Origin of the sequence: Imperialibacter sp. (assembly GCF_040222385.1) — a bacterium.
GTDB lineage: Bacteria > Bacteroidota > Bacteroidia > Cytophagales > Cyclobacteriaceae > Imperialibacter.
This window is the reverse complement of sequence record NZ_JAVKDF010000010.1, coordinates 235,385-253,990: the sequence shown is the minus strand read 5'-3', so window position 1 is coordinate 253,990 and position 18,606 is coordinate 235,385. Positions and strand designations below refer to the sequence as shown.

7 protein-coding genes are annotated in these 18,606 nt (G+C 47.5%); 3 read left to right on the top strand and 4 right to left on the bottom strand.

From position 1 onward, the window contains the following. Positions 1-5: 5 nt before the first annotated feature. Positions 6-1,379 (bottom strand): alanine/glycine:cation symporter family protein, encoded by a 1,374-nt coding sequence (locus RIG68_RS02460; RefSeq protein WP_502880604.1) that lies wholly within the window; start codon positions 1,377-1,379, stop codon positions 6-8. Between the two features lie 12 nt (positions 1,380-1,391). Further along, positions 1,392-2,090 carry an arylesterase gene (locus RIG68_RS02455; protein ID WP_350118261.1) on the bottom strand — a complete coding sequence of 233 codons (699 nt, stop codon included), beginning with the start codon at positions 2,088-2,090 and terminating at the stop codon, positions 1,392-1,394. A gap of 215 nt (positions 2,091-2,305) precedes the next feature. On the opposite strand from RIG68_RS02455, the gene RIG68_RS02450 reads away from it, so the two are divergent. After that, positions 2,306-3,043: a LytR/AlgR family response regulator transcription factor gene (locus RIG68_RS02450; RefSeq protein WP_350118260.1), complete on the top strand. Its 738-nt coding sequence runs from the start codon at positions 2,306-2,308 to the stop codon at positions 3,041-3,043. A 53-nt stretch (positions 3,044-3,096) separates the two neighbouring features. On the opposite strand, the gene RIG68_RS02445 is transcribed toward RIG68_RS02450, so the two are convergent. Then, complete coding sequence (locus RIG68_RS02445; RefSeq protein ID WP_350118258.1) at positions 3,097-5,142, bottom strand: tetratricopeptide repeat-containing sensor histidine kinase; 2,046 nt, start codon at positions 5,140-5,142, stop codon at positions 3,097-3,099. 362 nt (positions 5,143-5,504) lie between these two features. Between RIG68_RS02445 and RIG68_RS02440 the strand changes: the two genes are divergently transcribed. Next, entirely contained in the window at positions 5,505-9,503 is a 3,999-nt protein-coding gene (locus RIG68_RS02440; RefSeq protein WP_350118256.1) for a fibronectin type III domain-containing protein, read from the top strand. A 112-nt stretch (positions 9,504-9,615) separates the two neighbouring features. Here RIG68_RS02440 and RIG68_RS02435 read toward each other — a convergent pair whose 3' ends face one another. Beyond that, positions 9,616-11,835, bottom strand: coding sequence for a tetratricopeptide repeat-containing sensor histidine kinase (locus RIG68_RS02435; protein ID WP_350118254.1), 2,220 nt, complete (start codon positions 11,833-11,835; stop codon positions 9,616-9,618). A 617-nt stretch (positions 11,836-12,452) separates the two neighbouring features. Between RIG68_RS02435 and RIG68_RS02430 the strand changes: the two genes are divergently transcribed. Further along, the gene (locus RIG68_RS02430) at positions 12,453-18,533 is read left to right on the top strand and encodes a fibronectin type III domain-containing protein (RefSeq protein ID WP_350118252.1); all 6,081 of its coding nucleotides are present in this window, start codon (positions 12,453-12,455) and stop codon (positions 18,531-18,533) included. The last annotated feature ends 73 nt before the right edge of the window (positions 18,534-18,606 follow it).

The window sequence follows — 18,606 nt, the reverse complement described above, 5'->3', positions numbered from 1 at the left end:
AGAATTCAACTTTGCTTCACCAGCTCCCCTCTTTTCACCCTGCCAAAGTAGTCGTTGGCAGCAGCCTTTACTTTAGGCGCCAGCAAAATGGCTCCCACCATAGTTGGGATGGCCATCAGTCCAAACATCACATTGATAAAGTCGACCACCATGGTGAGTGTGGTGATGGATCCCACAATAATGATGGAAACATACCAATAGTTGAAGTAATGGGCGTATTTCGCTCCCGCCAGAAAGCTGACGCATTTGGTGCCATAGTAGCTGTAAGAGAACAGGGTGGTAAACCCGAATATCAGCACACATAGGAACAAAAGGAATGGCCCTACTGTCGGCATGGCCGCTTCAAATGCTTTGCCCGTCAGGGTAATGCCGTTGGTGTCAGTGGTTTGCCACACGTTGGTGGCGAGGATGGCAAAACCCGTTAGCGTACATACAATGAGAGTGTCGATGGCTGGCCCCATCATGGCCACAAGGCCTTCCCGCACCGGTTCTTTGGTCTTGGAAGCCCCATGCATCAATGGCGCAGTGCCAATACCAGCTTCATTGGAGAAAGACGCTCTCTTCGCTCCCTCTATGATCAGGGCCCCGATGGCGCCCCCCATTGCAGCCTTTGCTGTAAATGCATCGCTCAGAATCATTCCAAATATGTGCGGGATATCAAAAAAATGAATGCCCATGATGTATAACACACAGGCCATATACAGCACCACCATAAACGGCACCATGCGGCTGGCCACCAGGCCAATTCTCTTAATACCTCCAAAGATTACGAGACACGTAAGCGCCGTTATAGCTAAACCCATGACAAGATTGGAGCCGAATGAACCGGCCCATGTAAATCCAGCTGGTGTAAGCAACACATCGTTGGTGACTTGAATGACCTGGTTGGCTTGAAAAATAGGTGTGGCTCCAAAAAAACAGAATACGCTGAAGAACACGGCCAACGGCTTCCACTTCTTGCCAAGACCTTCTGTAATCACATACATCGGGCCGCCCTGCACATCGCCGTTGGAGTCTTTTCCCCGGTACATCACGGCCAGTGTGCAGGTGAAAAACTTGGTGGCCATTCCAAAGAACGCACTTACCCACATCCAGAAGATAACGCCAGGGCCACCCATGACAATGGCAATGGCTACACCACTTACATTGCCCATTCCGATGGTAGCTGCCAACGCTCCGGAAAGCGCCTGAAAATGACTGACATCGCCAGGGGCATCCGGATCGTCATATTTGCCTCTCAAGACATCGAGGGCGTGTTTAAAATAGCTGAAAGGCGCAAAGCCAGAATAGAACATGAAGAAAATGCCGCCGCCCATGACAAGCACCAGCAAAGGCACTCCCCATACGAAGTTGGCCGCAGCCGAAATAAAACTCTCTATTTTGTCCACAGATCAAATATTGTCTTCGTCAATGATAGGTTTGAGTACAGCCCACACATTGTCCGCCAACATCTTGTGTCCTTCCGGCGTGGGATGGATGCCATCCGGAAGATTCAACTCTGGAATCCCGCCCACTCCCTCCAAAATGAAAGGAATAAGTGCCGTGTTGTGCTTTTCTGCAAGCATCGGGAAAATGCCCTTGAACCTGTCGGTGTACTCCTGCCCCATATTAGGAGGAATCTGCATGCCAGCCACTATAATTTTTACCTGCGGATTAGATTGCTTTACTTTTTCTATGATTTGGGAAAGATTCTTCTCGGTTTCGTCGAGACTGATGCCCCGGAGCCCGTCATTGCCTCCAAGCTCCAGCGAGAAAATATCAACTGGTGTTTTCAACACCCAATCAATCCTGGAAAGGCCTCCAGCGCTGGTTTCGCCACTCAGTCCGGCGTTAATTACATGATACTCATATCCCAGAGAATCCAGCCGTTCCTGAATCACTGCCGGAAACGCTTCTGAAATATCGAGCCCATAGCCTGCTGTGATGCTGTTGCCATAGAAGAGAATGACCTTTCGTTGATCCTCTGCTGGTTCACTCGCAGCAGCTGCTTCGCTTGCTTTCTCCGTGGTCGCCGTTTGCTTCTTGCTGTCAATGCTGTCGCAAGCAAATATCCCTGCCAATAACAGCACTCCCAAAATACTTCTTCTCATAAGTACCTTCTTTTATCCTACAAGTATACTAATTCACAAGGTAACATCTCCCTGCCTGCCAAGTTCGCCTACCAGTGAAAAACCTGCCCTTAACATTATGCAATAAGAAAATCTTGGTTAACTTAACAGGATGTTTTCGTTTGCGCAATCGGCGCAACTTCATCAGTGAGCCTTTGATTTTTTCGGTTTGAGAATATTAGTTAGCCAAACTTTATATGGAAACAGTGAAAGTTCTCATCGTTGAGGACAAGTCTGTGGTAGCAGAGGATCTGAAATTATGCCTTCAGGATTATGGATATGTAACACTGGGTATTTGCAGCAACGGCCATGATGCCATAATGATGGCCGACGAACTATCGCCGGATATTTTATTGATGGACATCAACATCAATGGACCAATCGATGGGGTGGAAACAGTGAAGCTGATTACTTCCAAAAACGCTCTGCCTGTTATTTATTTAACCGCTTATAGCGATTCAGTAACTGTCGACCGGGCCAAAGCCACTCATCCGGCGGCATACCTCGTCAAACCCTTCGATCCCATCGACCTGAAGATAGCCATTGACATCGCCATAGAGAACTTCCAGAAAGACAGAAATGACAAAGATGTGTCAAACGGCGAGCATGCTCTACCCGTCATAAACGATTCGTTTTTTATTAAGCAGGGGGAGTCGTACCATAAAGTTCCATTCACCAACATATTGTATGTTGAAGCAGATGGAAGCTACACCAAAATCCACACTACCCAGGGCACCATGACTTTGTCAATGAATATGAAAGGTGTTTTATCAAACCTTCCGTCTGTTTTCCTGAAGGTGCACAGGTCGTTCATCGTCAACCTTCAAATGGTTGACAAGTTTGACAGGAATAATCTGTATGTCGGAGAAGTCGCCATACCTGTAAGCAATTCTAATAAAGATATTTTGACCGAGAAGTTTTTGAAAATCTCCTAGGCCATCCTGAACTTAATCTCCACTTCAGCGCCCCCACCTGCTCCGTTGGAAAATTAAACCGTGCCGTCCAATTCCGAAACCAGCATCTTCATTAGGTTAAGCCCAAAGTGAGCCTGGCTGCTTTCGAACTCCAGATCAAAACCGGGGCCATTGTCTGATATTCTCACCAGAACCTGATTACCTGCCCTGGTGCCTTCACATTTTACTGTAAGTTTTTTTCCTGACTGATAAGCGTGCTTGAAGATATTTGAGAAAACTTCGTTGACAATCAACCCAAACGTAACTGCCGAGTCCACATCTAACTCTATCTCTTCACAAAAGTTCACCCGATCCACCTCAGATTCACCCAAATGATGAACCCTCAACAGATGGTCAAAAATATCCTCAGCATACTGCTTTAGCTCGACCGACTCATGATTGCCCTGCTGATATAACCGCTGATGTAGCAATGACATTGACTGCACTCTGTTCTGCCCTTCAAAAATTGCCTTCCTTGCATTAACATCTTCAATACCTCTTTGCTGAAGCCTGAGGAGGCTCGAAATAATTTGGAGGTTATTCTTTACTCTGTGATGGATTTCTCCAATAAGAATTTCCCTTTCTCTGGCCTTTTTCTCCAGCCTTTTGTTTTGCTCCCCAATCTGATTTTTTTGATCCTCGACATTTGACTTAAGAGACCTTATCCTGCCCAGGCGGTTACTTACAAAAACAAGAAGAATCAAAATCGTCAATAAGCCTCCACTTAGCAGGGCAATCACTTGCCTCTGAAGGCCAAGGACGCTTGCATCCAGGGTGGATATTCTGTTCAGTTGATCGATCTCCTTTTGTTTCTCTTCAGTCTCATACTCTATTTGAAGCTTGGCAATCTCTCTGTGGGCAAGCGCATCGTTGATCATCTGGTTGAGCCTGGTCGATTCCTCGAGAAAAAAAAGTGCCTTTTCAAATTCGCCGCTTCCGGAATGCGCTTGAAACAAGAGGTGGGCGGCATCACGCTTGAGTCTTTTTATTTCCAACTGTGACGCCAGCTCATAGGCTTGGCCCGCCTTTTCGATTGCCATCACTTCCTTACTGGCGTCTAAATAAATTCTTCCCAATTCGATGTTCAATCTTATCAATGACAGGCGATGCCCCAGGCTGTCGTTGAGGCTAACTGAAGCTTCTAAATACTCTATGGCTTTGTCGAAGTCGCCACTGCTTCTGGCTATTTTGGCCAGCTCAGAGAAAGTATAATCCAGTTGAATCAAGTATCCATTTTTAAGATAGATTTCATGCGACTTCAAAAAATAGTCTCTTGCTTCATCCTTATTACCAAAATCAGAGGCCACCTTTGCCAGCTTTCGGTAGCAGTCGGCCAGGAGCAGAGACTCTCCCAATTCTTTGTAGATGATTTCCGACTTGAGAAAGTACTCCCTGGCTTTCTCATTTTCTTTCAAAAGATCGTACAGGTTGGCAATCTCAAAAAGTTTTGACACCAGGGTCAGCGAAGATTGGCCTTGATCAACAGTTTCTAGCTCATGAAGCCTCCTCTGCAAAAGCCTTCGTTTAACAAAGCCTTCCTCGCCTCCGAGTTCCTGCTCATACCGCTTGTTCGACTGCTCATAAATATTGCGAAAACTGAGATCCAGCTTCATTGCCTCAACAAAATACTTCTCCGATTGCAGGTAATCTCCCCTCGAATCAAAAATAAGACCCAGGTTATTCAAAATACGTGAAAGGTTGACCGTGTCCTTTGATTTTCGAAACGCTTGCTCCGATTTATTCAGGTATTCGATTGCCCTGGGGTAATCTGCTGTGTAATAGTAGACAAGCCCAATTTTGTTGTACGCCTCGCCAAATTCAGCTTCCATATTATTTCTTTCGAAGATGTCCATGGCTTTTGAATGGTAAAAAAGGGCGCTGTCATATCTGCCATGGGCCCAGTAGGCGATCGCCTTGTTCTGATAAGCCTTTGCTTCCCCTTTTTCATAAGCCAATTTGAGGCTCAGCTCCAGGGCTTGCTCCGCAAAGCTCATTGCCATGTCGAAATTACTTAGGTGCCTGTAGGCCGAAATGGAATTGTATACCCTCACTCGCAAAGTATCGTCCAAATCTTTTTTCAATATTCTATTGAGGCTATCTATTTGTGACAAAAAAGGCTGGCATCTCAGTTCTTGCAAAAAGAAGAAAGAAAAAGAGAACACCACAAAAGAGACCTGCTTACATGTCATGACCTCCAAAGACTTTATGGTAATATTTCATTCACAAAAAAAATAAGATGACTCAAGCACCAAATCTTATCACCTGCAAAGATTCCCAAATCGCTGTTTTAATTTCAGCATAATTTACAAGACTTAACTGACTGTAAATAAAGCGATAACAGTTCACGTAAGTACCCTATTTTTTTGACAAAAACAATTTAGGCAAACCTGATCGCCTGTGACCACCATCTTTCTTTACCACTCAAAAACACCAATATACCAGTATGAAAAGGTCATTTTTTTCGACGTTGCCACTTGCTGCCCGAAGACGTCTTCTGGCTTTTAGACATGATGGCAAAATGCGGCTTTTAACGCTGCTTGTTTTACTAGTCTCAAACTCTTTCGCTATTGCGCAATTCTCAGGTTCGGGGGCTGGAACCGAGTTGGATCCTTACCAAATTACCAGTCCAACTCAGCTGGATGAGGTAAGAAATGATATGACTGCATACTACCGGCTGATGAACGATGTCGATCTTGCACATGACACTGGCGATCCGGCTGGGCTATTTTGGAATGATGGGAAAGGATGGGAACCCATCGGGACAAATGACTCGAATCCTACGGAAGAGTCTTTTGTGGGCAACTTCGATGGCAACGCCTTTAAAATTACCGGGCTCACTATAAACCGGCCAAGTGAAGATTATGTGGGTTTTTTTGGCAGCGCCTGGGAAGGTGCCGAAATAATCAATTTGGCTATAGTAAATGTCGATATTTCGGGCAGGAACTCGACAGGTGCAATAGCTGGGGGTGCTTTGGGAAGCAGCATACTCAATTGCCACACAAGCGGAAATGTAACAGGCAATATGTATGTTGGAGGTTTCATCGGTGTGATTTCCATGGGAACTACCGTTAGTGGCAGTTATTCAACCACCACAGTTGTCGGAACGACGGAAAGGATAGGCGGTTTTGCCGGACATGTCGATACTTTCAGCATCACCATCAGCGATTGTTATGCAACGGGTAGTGTAACAGGCGATACCAGAGTTGGGGGGTTTATTGGCGAAAAAGTTGGCATTGGAGACGGTGATGACACCATTACTAATTGCTATGCGACAGGTGTCATAGTGGGGAATAGTGATACCGGTGGATTTATTGGAAAAAGTTCAGAAACAGCCCCCAACTGTTACTGGAACACGACCACTAGCAACGTGGCAGTATCAGCGTCGGGAATTGGACTCAGCGACACAGAGGCAAAGGATCAATCTTCCTTTACTGGCTGGGATTTTGTGAACACCTGGGAAATGAAAGAAGGCTTTTCCTACCCATTTCTTAAGGAAAATGCTCAGATTCCAAACCCCGGTTTGGAATACATTGCCATGACAAACGGAACAGTGTCGGCCTGCGGTTCTATCTTCACCGACTCAGGAGGTGCTGACGCCAATTACCTTAACAGTGAAAATTACGTGCTGACTTTTGAGCCATCAGCAGCCGGAGAAAAGGTAAGGGTCACATTCAATGCTTTCTTTGTATCGATTGGTGATGACTACCTGAGAATTTATGATGGGGCTGATACTGACGCCCCTGAGTTGACAGTTCTCCACGGTAATTTAAACAGCAACTTGCCAGGGCCATACACCGCAACAAATCCGGAAGGAAAGCTTACCTTTAAATTTACCTCCGACGCTGATTTCTTAACTCAGCCAGGGTGGGAGGCTGCCATTTCTTGCGTGCTCGTTCCCCCGGCCACACCTGCTCCGGTCACTTTCACCGCCATTGCCAGCACCTCAGTCGTTGTAAACTGGACAGCACCTGACGACAACGAGTCGGAAATAACCAGTTATACACTGGCTCAAAAAACGGGTGTTGGAGGCAGCTACTCCGAGGTTTACACCGGGCCAAACCTGACATACCCGGCTACCGGGCTCACTACAGGTGAAACGTACTACTATAAGGTGAAAGCTACAAATGCAGGTGGTGATTCAGAATACTCCGACGAGGCCCAGGTAGTGTCGGAAAACATTGTCACTATGTCCGACGCCACCATCACAACTTGTGCCGCCAAATTTCTTGACCCTGGAGGGAGTGACGATTATGGTAACAGCCTGCACTACGAAACCACCTTTGAGCCAGGAACTCCCGGCGAAAAGATGTCGGTGTCTTTCAGCGCTTTCTCCCTTGAAAACAATGCTGATTTTCTCACAATCTACAATGGCCCCAGTTCGGCCTCGCCCATTCTTGCCACACTCACGGGCAGCAGCCTGCCAGGGTCATACACAGCAACAGGCGCCAGCGGCAAGATGACATTCAAGTTCACGTCCGACGGAAGCCTTGGCTTTGCTGGATGGGTGGCCAGCATTGCCTGTGTAAGTATTCCTGCGGAAGCTCCTTCAACACCTGCTCAGGTCACATTTGATGACGTAACTACCTCTTCGGTAGTTGTCAACTGGGAGGCACCGGACGACAATGGTTCACCTATTACTTCCTATACTCTGGAGCAAAAAGAAGGCAGTGGGAGCTTCACATCTGTCTACACCGGCACCGAACTCACCTACGAACCGACTTCGCTCACCACTGGTGCTACCTATTTTTACCGGGTGAACGCTACCAATGGCGTCGGCACTTCAAGTCCTTCTTCTGAAAATAGTGTACTTATCGCCACGGCACCAGCAGTTCCCGTACTTAGTGTCAGTTCCGTCAGCACTTCGGCCGCCGTTCTCAAATGGACTGAGTCGGCTTCCAACGGCTCCTCCATTGTCAACTACAGCCTGGAACAAAAAACCGGTGAAGATGGCACCTACGAACTTGTCTACCATTTGAATCAAACCAGTTGGGCTGCTACGGGATTAACTTCCGGCGACATCTATTATTACCGGGTAAAGGCAAGCAACGGAATTGGCGACTCCGAATATTCAGAAGAGCTTAGGTTATGCGTTCCCTATATATGGTATAGGGATCATGACAAAGATGGTTTCGGCATCCCGCAGGGCAGTAAGCTGGATTGTGATCAACCTGAGGGCTATGTACAAAATTACAGTGATTGTGACGACACAGACAAGGCCATTAATCCCGAAACGGTCTGGTACAAAGACAATGATGGAGACGGCTATGGAACTGCTTCAGTCACATTCACCGGTTGCCTTGGTGGTGGATATGCGCTGAACAGTGACGATTGCAATGACAATAACATTAACATTAACCCTCAGACACTTTGGCACCTCGATACTGACGGCGATGGCTTCGGAAGTGATAACACTGTCTTACAGGGCTGCACCGCCCCCACCGGCTACGTCGTGCCAGGTGGTGATTGTGACGACACCAACATTCAGGTAAGACCCAACACAGTCTGGTTCCCTGATGAAGACGGTGACGGGTTTGGTACAGCTGGAGAAACGATCATTTCGTGCACGCAACCAGAGGGCTACACCACGAGTAGCAATGATTGTGACGATTCAAACATTGGTGTTTATCCGGGTGCTGCTGGTCTACCCGACGGGCTCGATAACGACTGCAATGGAATTGTGGATAAAGGTACTCAAACGCTCACTTTTGGCGCAGTTCCGGATGTAGTATACGAAGAGGGTCTTGTCATCGAATTATTAGCAACATCCACCAGTGACCAGCCTATCATTTTCACATCCAGCCGCTCAGATGTTAACATAGCTGGAAATCAGCTTACCATCCATAAGCCAGGCACATACGCAATCACAGCCCACCAGGAGGGAACAATTCTCTTCGAACCTTCGGCCGAGATTGTTCAGACATTCTGTATCAGACCTCCGGCGCTTATCATCGCCGTTTCATCAGCCGGAAGCACATCTGCCACCCTCTCCGCAAATAAGCAGTTCCCCGAAACAATTTACAGCTGGTATTTAAACGGGGAATTCCTTAGAAATGACGACGCATCTATGGAGGTGACTTTAGAAGGTCTATACCGGCTCCGTGTATTCGCAGACGGTTGTGAAGGGGAATTGTCAAATGAGCTGGAGGTAACATTTGAACCAGAAGTGGAAACAGGCATAGGGGATCAGACATTCGATATACTACATATGTATCCAAATCCTGCGGATAATATTGTAAACCTTTCATTTGAAAGTCGCTCCAATGGGCAGGTCACTGTTACACTCTTTTCTGTCGATGGGATGATTCTGCAAAAAAGAGTGTTCGAAAAAATCTCAGAAAAATGGGATAATACACTAGACTTAGGCGATACTCCCGTAGGCCTATACTTCATTCAAGTATTGCACAACGGCAACGGCACAATAAAAAGGTTAATAAAAAACTAACACAACAACAAAAATTACACTTCGGTGTAGTTGGCTAACACGGGACTAGATAGAGCCGGCAGCTATTGTCGGCTTTATTTTGTTTGGCTGGAAAGCTGCACGAAAAACACCGCTATTCGATATGAGCTTTGCTAATTCTCATTGTTACAATCAGTCCTTTTGCAGGCGCACTAGTAAATATAGCCTCACCACCCAGCTCAGTGGCAAGCATTTCAACAAGCCTTAGACCAAAACCAGTTTCATTGAAATCTATCTTTTTAGGCAAGCCCGGGCCATTGTCGGTGATTCGGATGGTCAATCCATTTTCTCTTTTTATTTCCGAGTGAAGTCTCAGAACATCCACAAAAGGATAAGCATGTTTAAAAATATTTGAATACACCTCGTTGGCCATCAACCCTATCGTAACCGCAGTATCAATATCGAGGCTGACATTATCAGCTTCAAAGCTGCTCTCCATCTTTTGCTTGTCCAAATTGTAGACCTTTGCCAGATGCTTGCATACGTCCGATACATAGTCGGCGATAGGAATTTTACCATACGACCCGTGCTGGTATAGTCTCTGGTGAAGTAGTGACATAGCCTGCACCCTGTTTTGACCCGCAAAAAGAGCCTCTTTGGCAACAACATTTTTCACTTTCCGCTGCTGTAGTCTCAGCATGCTGGAAACAACCTGTAGGTTATTTTTTACCCGGTGGTGAATTTCTCCAATTAAAAGCTCACGCTCTCTGCCTCTTTTTTCGAGCTTAAAGTTTTGTGCTTCGATAAACGCATTCTTTTCTTCTATCCCCGATTTAAGCTCTCTGATTTTGATCAATCGATTTCTCATCACAACGAGGATGACCGCAAAAGCAGCAAAACCTCCTCCCATGAGCATCAACAACTGCTTCTGCAAGGCCACGACGTTGCTTTGCAGCTGGGACACTTCATTTAGTTGATCAATTGCCTTCTGCTTTTCTTCACTCTCGTATTGTATTTGTAGCTCGGCTATTTCCCGGTGGGTAAGCTCGTCCCCAAATTTCTGCTTTAGAGAGGTGCTTTCCTCCAGATAACTCAAGGCAGTGCCCATCAGTCCGATTGCCTTGTAGCACTCATAAAGCTGCCTTGCACTCGTCTCCACCCTGGTAAGTGACCCAATTTTCCTTGCTATTTCATAGCCTGACTGGGCATAAGATAGCGCCTCCTGCTTCCTGCCTTGCTCCAATAGTATCCCTGCCAGTGTTACCTTAGTCTTTGACAAAGCTGCCCTATGACCAACACTGTCGTCGAGGGCAATTAGTCTTTTGTAATGAAGAATGGATTCCTCAATATTGCCCAGCTTATAATTTGTTTCCCCAAGCTGCGCCACAACCGCAGCTAGTCTTATGTAATTTCCCTGACTAATATAAATTGACTCCGATTGACGAAAAACTTCCAGAGCAGTCCCGAAGTCGGCGAGCTCGACATAACATTCCGCCTGGTCACGGAGGCAGTGCGCCAACAACACCTGCTCATCCAGCTCAGCGTATATTTCTGAGGCTCTTCTGTAATAGCTCAGAGCTGAGTTGTATTCCTTCAAAAAAAAGTAAATTTCCGCTATCTCAACATAAAGATTGGCAAGCTTTTCGGTAGTCACACTCTCTTTCCGTTGGGCAAGTCTTTGCAATCTTTCTTCGAGAATCTGTCTGTTAATGAACTCATTTTCATGTATCATTCCCTTGCCATATGTGCGGTTTTGCTGATCACGCAATTGTCTAAAGCTCTGGCTCAGCTGCAGACTTTCGATAATGTAATGAGTGGAAGTTGCATAGTCACCTTTGGCATCATATACAAGACCTATATTGTTCAATACCCTGGCCAGATTAACTGTGTCTTTCCTTGACCGATAGTCCTCTATTGATTTGTTCAGATAGGTAATAGCTTCCTCGTATTCAGCAATATAGAAATATACAAGGCCAATTTTGTTGTAGGCTTCTGCCAGCTCACGGGTCATTCCCCAAGTTTGAAACATGGCAATTGATTTTTTGTGATTTTCCAATGACTGATGGTATCTGCCATTTGCCCAGGAGGCCAACCCAATATTCTGGTAGCCTTTGCTTACACCATACCTATAATCAATTTTTTCCGCTTTTTGTATGGCCAGGTTGGCATAGCGAATGGCCTCCCTAAAGTTCCTTCCATGGAGTTCGGTGGAAATTCTATTGAGGGTGTTGACGTAAGCAGTGTCGGTAATTTCCCGACTGAGCTGGCTTTGCAAGCTGTCGACAGATTTTCGGAAATTTTGGGAAATAGCAATGACCGGATGGCAAAGAACCATGCCCAAAAACAGCCAAAAACCAACCTCGACAATTTTCATTTACAAAATGATTATACCTACTCAAAAGGAATTGTTACCCATTCGCAAAACAAAGAAGCATTGGAAGCTCTATGTCGATAAATTAATGGATATCAAATGCCTGATTATGAAGCTTTAACATAGGAAGTATTTATGAGAAATCCTTACAGATAACGTAATGGCACAAGAAAGCAAAAGTTACCAGAAGAGGTATTGAGAGAATTACGGACACTTGGGTTACGACGTAGGGCGCTTCATGAACTGATCTCAAACGCCTAGAGAAAAAATATATGAGATTACACTTCGGTGTAGTTGGCTAACACGGGAACGAATAGAGCCGGCAGCATATGTCGGCTTTATTTTCTAACTGCAAGGCTCCGATGTCTGCTTTCAGCACAAACGGGAAAATCCCGTCTTGACACATTCACAAAGAACCGAAGCGTTCGGTGACGAAACGGGAGCTTCCGCAAACAAATAAAGCTACTCAGAAGGCAGCATTGTAGCTTAAAAAAATACCTTTTTCTAGCCTTTAGAGGGCTAATACATAGTTTTTATCATTTCTCGTTCGCCACCAGTGTGAGTGGGACTTGGAAGATGTGAAATAAAAAATCTCAGCAAATATTAAAAACGAACAAGTCATGAGAAAGACCTTACTAGTGATCATTTCGAGCATACTGCTTTTACCTGCCTACGGACAATGGCAACAGTTGGACGGGCTGGAGGGTGGCAACGTTTTGGAGGTGGTAGCGCTCGGCAGCGGAACACACCTTGCCGCCACAACATATGGTGGTGTTTATAAAAGCACCGACGACGGGCAGAACTGGGCTCTCATCTCAGGATCACCCATTGGTACAGAAATACGGGCGCTGGCGGCTGTATACAACGGAAATACTGCCCTGCTCGCCACTGAAGAGGGTATCTACAAGTCTACCGACGATGGCGTCACCTGGACGTTGTCCAATAGTGGCCTTGTCTCAACCGACATTACCCACCTACTGGCGGTCAGTGGACAGGTATTTTTTGCTGTAGCAGGAGATTTGGTCTACAAAACCACGGATGATGGAGCCACTTGGGTAGAGAAAAGCACGGGTATTGAGGAAGGAGCCGTAATCAACGATCTCGCACTCGATTTGTTTTCGACAGGTCAAATTTTAGCGGTTGCAACCGATGAGGGGTTATTTAAAACGGAAGACGGTGGCGATGATTGGAGCCAGCAAACGGTGACAGGCCCTGCGGCACAGGATTTTACCCTGGTCGAATTTGCTCACAAATCGGAAGACTTTGAAATCCATATGGAGCTGGCTGTTTTCGATGGCAATGAAGTATACATGTATTACTCCGAAGACTTTGGAGATAACTATGCGTGGGGAACCTTGTCCGGTCTTGAAGGCCTGCAGGTGAACAATTTCGACTTCTGGTCTGGCGGACCACCCTGGGTGCTTGTTATGACCGATGATGGGATGTATACCTACACGTTTGTAGGGGATTTTGAGTGGGAATTATTTTTAGACAAGCCTGCAAACGCCAACACAGTAGGGCTATCAATTGCGTCCCCTTCAGTGTATTTATTCTCAACCGGAAGTCTCTACCAATTGGCGTCAGACTGGACAGAAGCCAACTCCGGTATCCTGGCTCATGAGATCACGGCACTGCTGGAAATGGACGGAGCAATTTACGCTGGCACGAACGGCGGTGGGGTGTTTGTGTCCGATGATGCCGGAGAAACCTGGTCTGCTTCCAATAGTGGCATTGCAGCAAAAGACCTGTCTGTATTAGCGCTTTACGACAACAATGGCACCCTGCTCGCCGGTACTACTACCGGAGTATATCAATCTGCCAACGACGGCGCCACCTGGACCAAAACCAGCACCGGCCTCAGCGGCTTTCCTGTTTCAGGCATTGTGAAGGCAGGTGCCAACCTGTTTGCACTGGAAACTTTCTCGGGAATCAGCAAATCAACCGATGGGGGCAACACCTGGACTTCAGCAAATACCGGTCTCGACGGCGCACCACTTGCGCTGGGAACAGATGGAACCAACCTGTATGCAGGCAGCTTCTTTGGAAGTGCCGTCGTCTTTCGTTCGACGGATGGCGGCGCCAACTGGACCGCAGCCGATACAGATATTACGAACAGCGGATTCAATGCCGCCACCACGTTTTACTCCAACGGCGATGGCACCTTTGCCGGCACCGGCGAGGGGTTATTTTTCACTGACGATGGAGGTGACAGTTGGACCGAGAAAGGAACGTTGCCCGGGACAGCCGTGTCATTTGCAAAGGAGGGTGGGCTTTTGTATGCTTCGGTTGATGGAGAAGGGGTTTACAGTTCTGAAGATGACGGGGATTCATTTTCTGCCTTCAGTCAGGATCTAACAAACCTCAATACGACGAAGCTTCTTTTTGCCGATGGGGTACTTTTTTCAGGGACCAAAGGAAGTGGGATGTGGATGTATGTGGAGCCAACTGAGCCTACCATACCAGAACCAATCAGCATTGGAAATGTGACAAGTGAATCGATACAGGTACGATGGTCTCCGTCAGGCGCAAATGGCTCCCCGCTCATTGAATACGTGCTGGAGCAAAAAGTCGGTTCCGGCGAATTTGCGCCGGTTTATTCCGGCCTGGATGTGAGCTATACCGCTACCGGTTTGATTGCGGAAACGAAATACTACTACCGGGTAAAAGCGGTGAACGGAATTGGAAGCTCTGATTACACACCCGAAATCATGAGCACGCCCCAGGATGCCGGCGACAAAATCCTGATGGCCAATGGCACCATCACCACTTGTGAAACCACGTTCCATTCTGACTACAATTTAGCAAACGGAAGCAATTTTCTGACCAGTGGACAACCTACCGTACTCACCTTCAAACCGGACACACCTGACGGGAAAATAACAGTTGTATTCGGAGGGAACTTCTCGACAAGAACCAGCCCGGAAGTCGACCGGCTGTACATATTCGACGGGCCAACTCCGCATTTGGAATTAGCTGAATTGTATGGTTTTGCCAACCCAACGGACTACACCTCAACCAGCGAAGGCGGTGAGCTAACTTTTAGCTTTGCACCCAATGCAGCCGTCCACTATAATCAATCTACTGGCTGGTTTGCGGACATCGTGTGTACCACCATTGCCAAGCCGGCCCAGCCCACGTTCAGCGATGCCACCCCGACTTCGGTACAGGTAAACTGGACGGCCGCCGTTCCCTACGACGAAACCAAACCGGTCACCGCCTATGTTTTGGAACAACGCCGACAAAACAGCAACGAATACGATGTCATCTATTCAGGTCCCGACTTGTTTTTTCAGGTCGATGAGCTGGTGGCCGGCAATACCTATCATTTCCGGCTGAAAGCGATAAACAGTACCGGGAAATCGCTTTACAATAGTTCCAGCATTACCATCAAGGATGTGCCGGGCCAGGCTAACGTCACCTTTTGCCCTATCAACGAAACATCCTTTAAAGTTTCCTGGAGTGCCTTGCCTCGTGGCGCAGCCATCACCTCATATACTGTTGAACAGAAAGCAGGCACAGACGGAACTTACGAGCCGATTGCCGGACTGGCCGCCGATGCCACCACCTACCTGGTAGCCGGCGCTGACAATACAAAGGAATACTTCTACCGGGTAAAAGCTACCAACTCTGAGGGAACAGCTGCTGAATGGGGTGAAGCCAGCTTTACGCCTATGGTCGGGGCGGTACCCACAGGTCTCTCACTTTCCAGAGGCACATTGTCGCTAGCCGAAATTCAAATACAATGGTCCGGCGCTTCTTCTTCCTGCTCCGCCATCACCGGATACGTAGTGGAGGAGAAAACCGGCGATGATGGCACCTATGAGGAAGTTTATTCCGGGCCAAATACCAGCTACAGCAAAACCTCCGGCATTGTAGCCAGGGAAAAATACTATTTCCGGGTAAAAGCAGTCAATGGATCAGGCGGCTCGGAATGGGCGGAGTTATGGGCCTTCGGCGGTACGCACTACGGGCAGAGCAGTGCTACCACCTGCGAAGGTGTATTAGGGTCTTATGAAAGCAACCTAGCCAATTTTGCGTTGACCACCATTACTAGCGACGACCCAGGTAAAGTAGTTACACTTGACTTTAAGTACATTGAATTGTCGGACGTCGGCACTCCTCGCATTCATTTAACCAGCAGCGATAAAAGCATTGTGCCGGTCAACACTCAAACGAATAGTTCTTACTACATCATTAACGGTAGTGGCTATGAACGCAATGGCGATACTTTTTTTGTTGCTGAAAATGACATAAGTCTTGAACAAAATGTAGATGTTGGCCCAAACCGCTATTTGCGGTATGTTGCCCTAATAGGTTGTGCCACACCCGTAACACCCGACCAACCGGCCCCTCCAGTTGCGGACGACATTACCGTAACCTCCATCGACCTGTCATGGAGTTCTCCAGAAGACCATGGCCTGCCCGTGTATGATTATGTTTTGGAGAAGAAAACCGGAGCAGAAGGCACGTTCACGGCGGTCGATCTGGGCGCAAACCTTACGACAGAATTCACCGACACGAACCTGAGTCCTGGAACGGACTACTACTACCGGCTGGCTGCCAAAAGCGGAGGAGGAACCAGTGTATATTCTGATGAGGTGATGTACAGTACTATTATTACCGCTCCCGAAATGCCTGAATTTGTTTCAGGAGGAACTTCCACCAACGACTACCAGCTTACGTGGGAAGTGCCTTATGACAATGGATCACCGATTTTGAGCTATATTCTGGATCAAAAAGTGGGTGATGGTGAATATGTAGAAGTGTACAACGGCCCGGGAGATCAGGTCACGGGTCAGTTTGGAGCTGTCATTCCAAATCAGCGCTCAGCCAAAATTGAAGGCCTCTCCGAGAGCGGGAACTATTCTTACAGGTTGAAAGCCAGAAATGCAATAGGTGATTCAGAATACGACTATTTCACAAATGCCTGCCCACACATTCAATGGTATGCAGACCTCGACAATGACGGATATGTGAACCAGACTTCACTTGTGGAGGATTGTATTGCTCCTGAAGGATATAAGATCAATACCATTGGCTTTGACTGTGACGATACAGACGAAAACATTACAGCGCAAACCCTATGGTATTACGATGCCGACGGCGATGGATATGGCGCAGGCGAGGGGTCTTTGTCGTGTACAAAACCGCAGAACTATGTTGACAAAGACGGGGACTGCAATAATAGCGATGCGAAAATAAATCCAGAGACTGTTTGGTTCACTGATGAAGATGGGGATGGATACTTTGGCACAGTCAGCGATTTTGTACAGTGTGCATCCCCGGGTGACGGCTACGGCTATGAGTCAACGGATTGCGACGACACCGACGAAAGCATTTACCCTGGAATCGTTTGGTACATGGACAGTGATGGCGATGGCTATGGCAACAACACAACGGCTACTATCATCGCCTGTGAAAAACCAGATGGGTATGTGCTCAACAATACCGACTGCAACGATGGACAGCCCGAAGTGAATCCGGAAACGGTCTGGTATTTTGATGCCGATGGGGACGGCTTCGGTAACCCTTCCGAAGAAACTACAGCATGCACCCAGCCCACATCTTATGTAGCTAACAGCACCGATTGCAACGACAGCGATCCTCTGGTTCATCCAGAGACCCTTTGGTACGCCGACACCGATGGCGACGGCTATGGCGACCCACAAAGTTTCACACAAGCATGCGAGCAGCCCACCGGATTCGTAAGCAACAGTACCGACTGCGACGACACCGACGCAGCGGCTACTCCGAATACAGTTTGGTATTTTGATTCTGACGGGGATGGATTTGGTGTGGATGATGATCAGGTCGTCATTGCCTGCCAGAGGCCTTCAGATGACTACTCCGACAAGGCAGGTGACTGCGATAACTTTAATCAAAACGTGTACCCCGGCGCTCCCGGCCTGCCTGACGGCCTTGACAACAATTGCGATGGGGCGGTGGACAAGGCGCCACAGTCCATCATATTCGAAACCATCCAGGATGTTCCGTTTGCAGATGATACGTCGGTGACTCTGGTCGCTTTTTCAGATGCAGCACAGTCGATAACCTACGAAATTGTTGGAGAAGGAGCCACGCTGGAGCAGGGAACGCTTACGCTCACCCAGCCCGGTAGCTTTACAGTTACAGCATCCCAGCCAGGCAATGAATTTTATGAAGCGGCAGAGCCGATCAGCCAGACGTTTTGCGTGCTGCCTCCCAATGTAGAATTCGATGCCGTGTTAAATGCAAATCCGCCGAAGCTTGTGGCTTCCACCACCTTCCCCGACGCCATTTATCACTGGTACCTTAACGACGCTCTTATTGCTGAGGGTGGCCCTGAACTTGAAATCAGCGAAGACGGCGCTTATAGCCTGCAGGTATCCGTTGACGAATGCACCGGCCCGCTCCACATAATGGACGTTACCCTGCCAGAGGTGGTCGAAACAGGCCTGTCAGACTTAACCGAAAGTAGTATTTCCGTATATCCCAACCCGGCTCACCATAAGATCACTATAGAAATCGACAACAGCTCGCTGGAAGAGGTGAATGTGAGATTGCTCGCTATCGATGGCACAGTTGTACAAACCCTGCGGCAGAGTAAAACCTCTGAAAAGTGTGAAATCAGCCTCGATCTGACAAAGGTGCCCGCCGGTCTTTTCTTCGTGCAAGTTTCTCAGGGAGATACCTATCGGATACAAAAGCTGATAAGAGAATAACCAGACACAACAACAAGGCAATAGCTAAAAGCATTTGCGAAACATCAGAAAATAGGGCCGGTCGAATAGACTG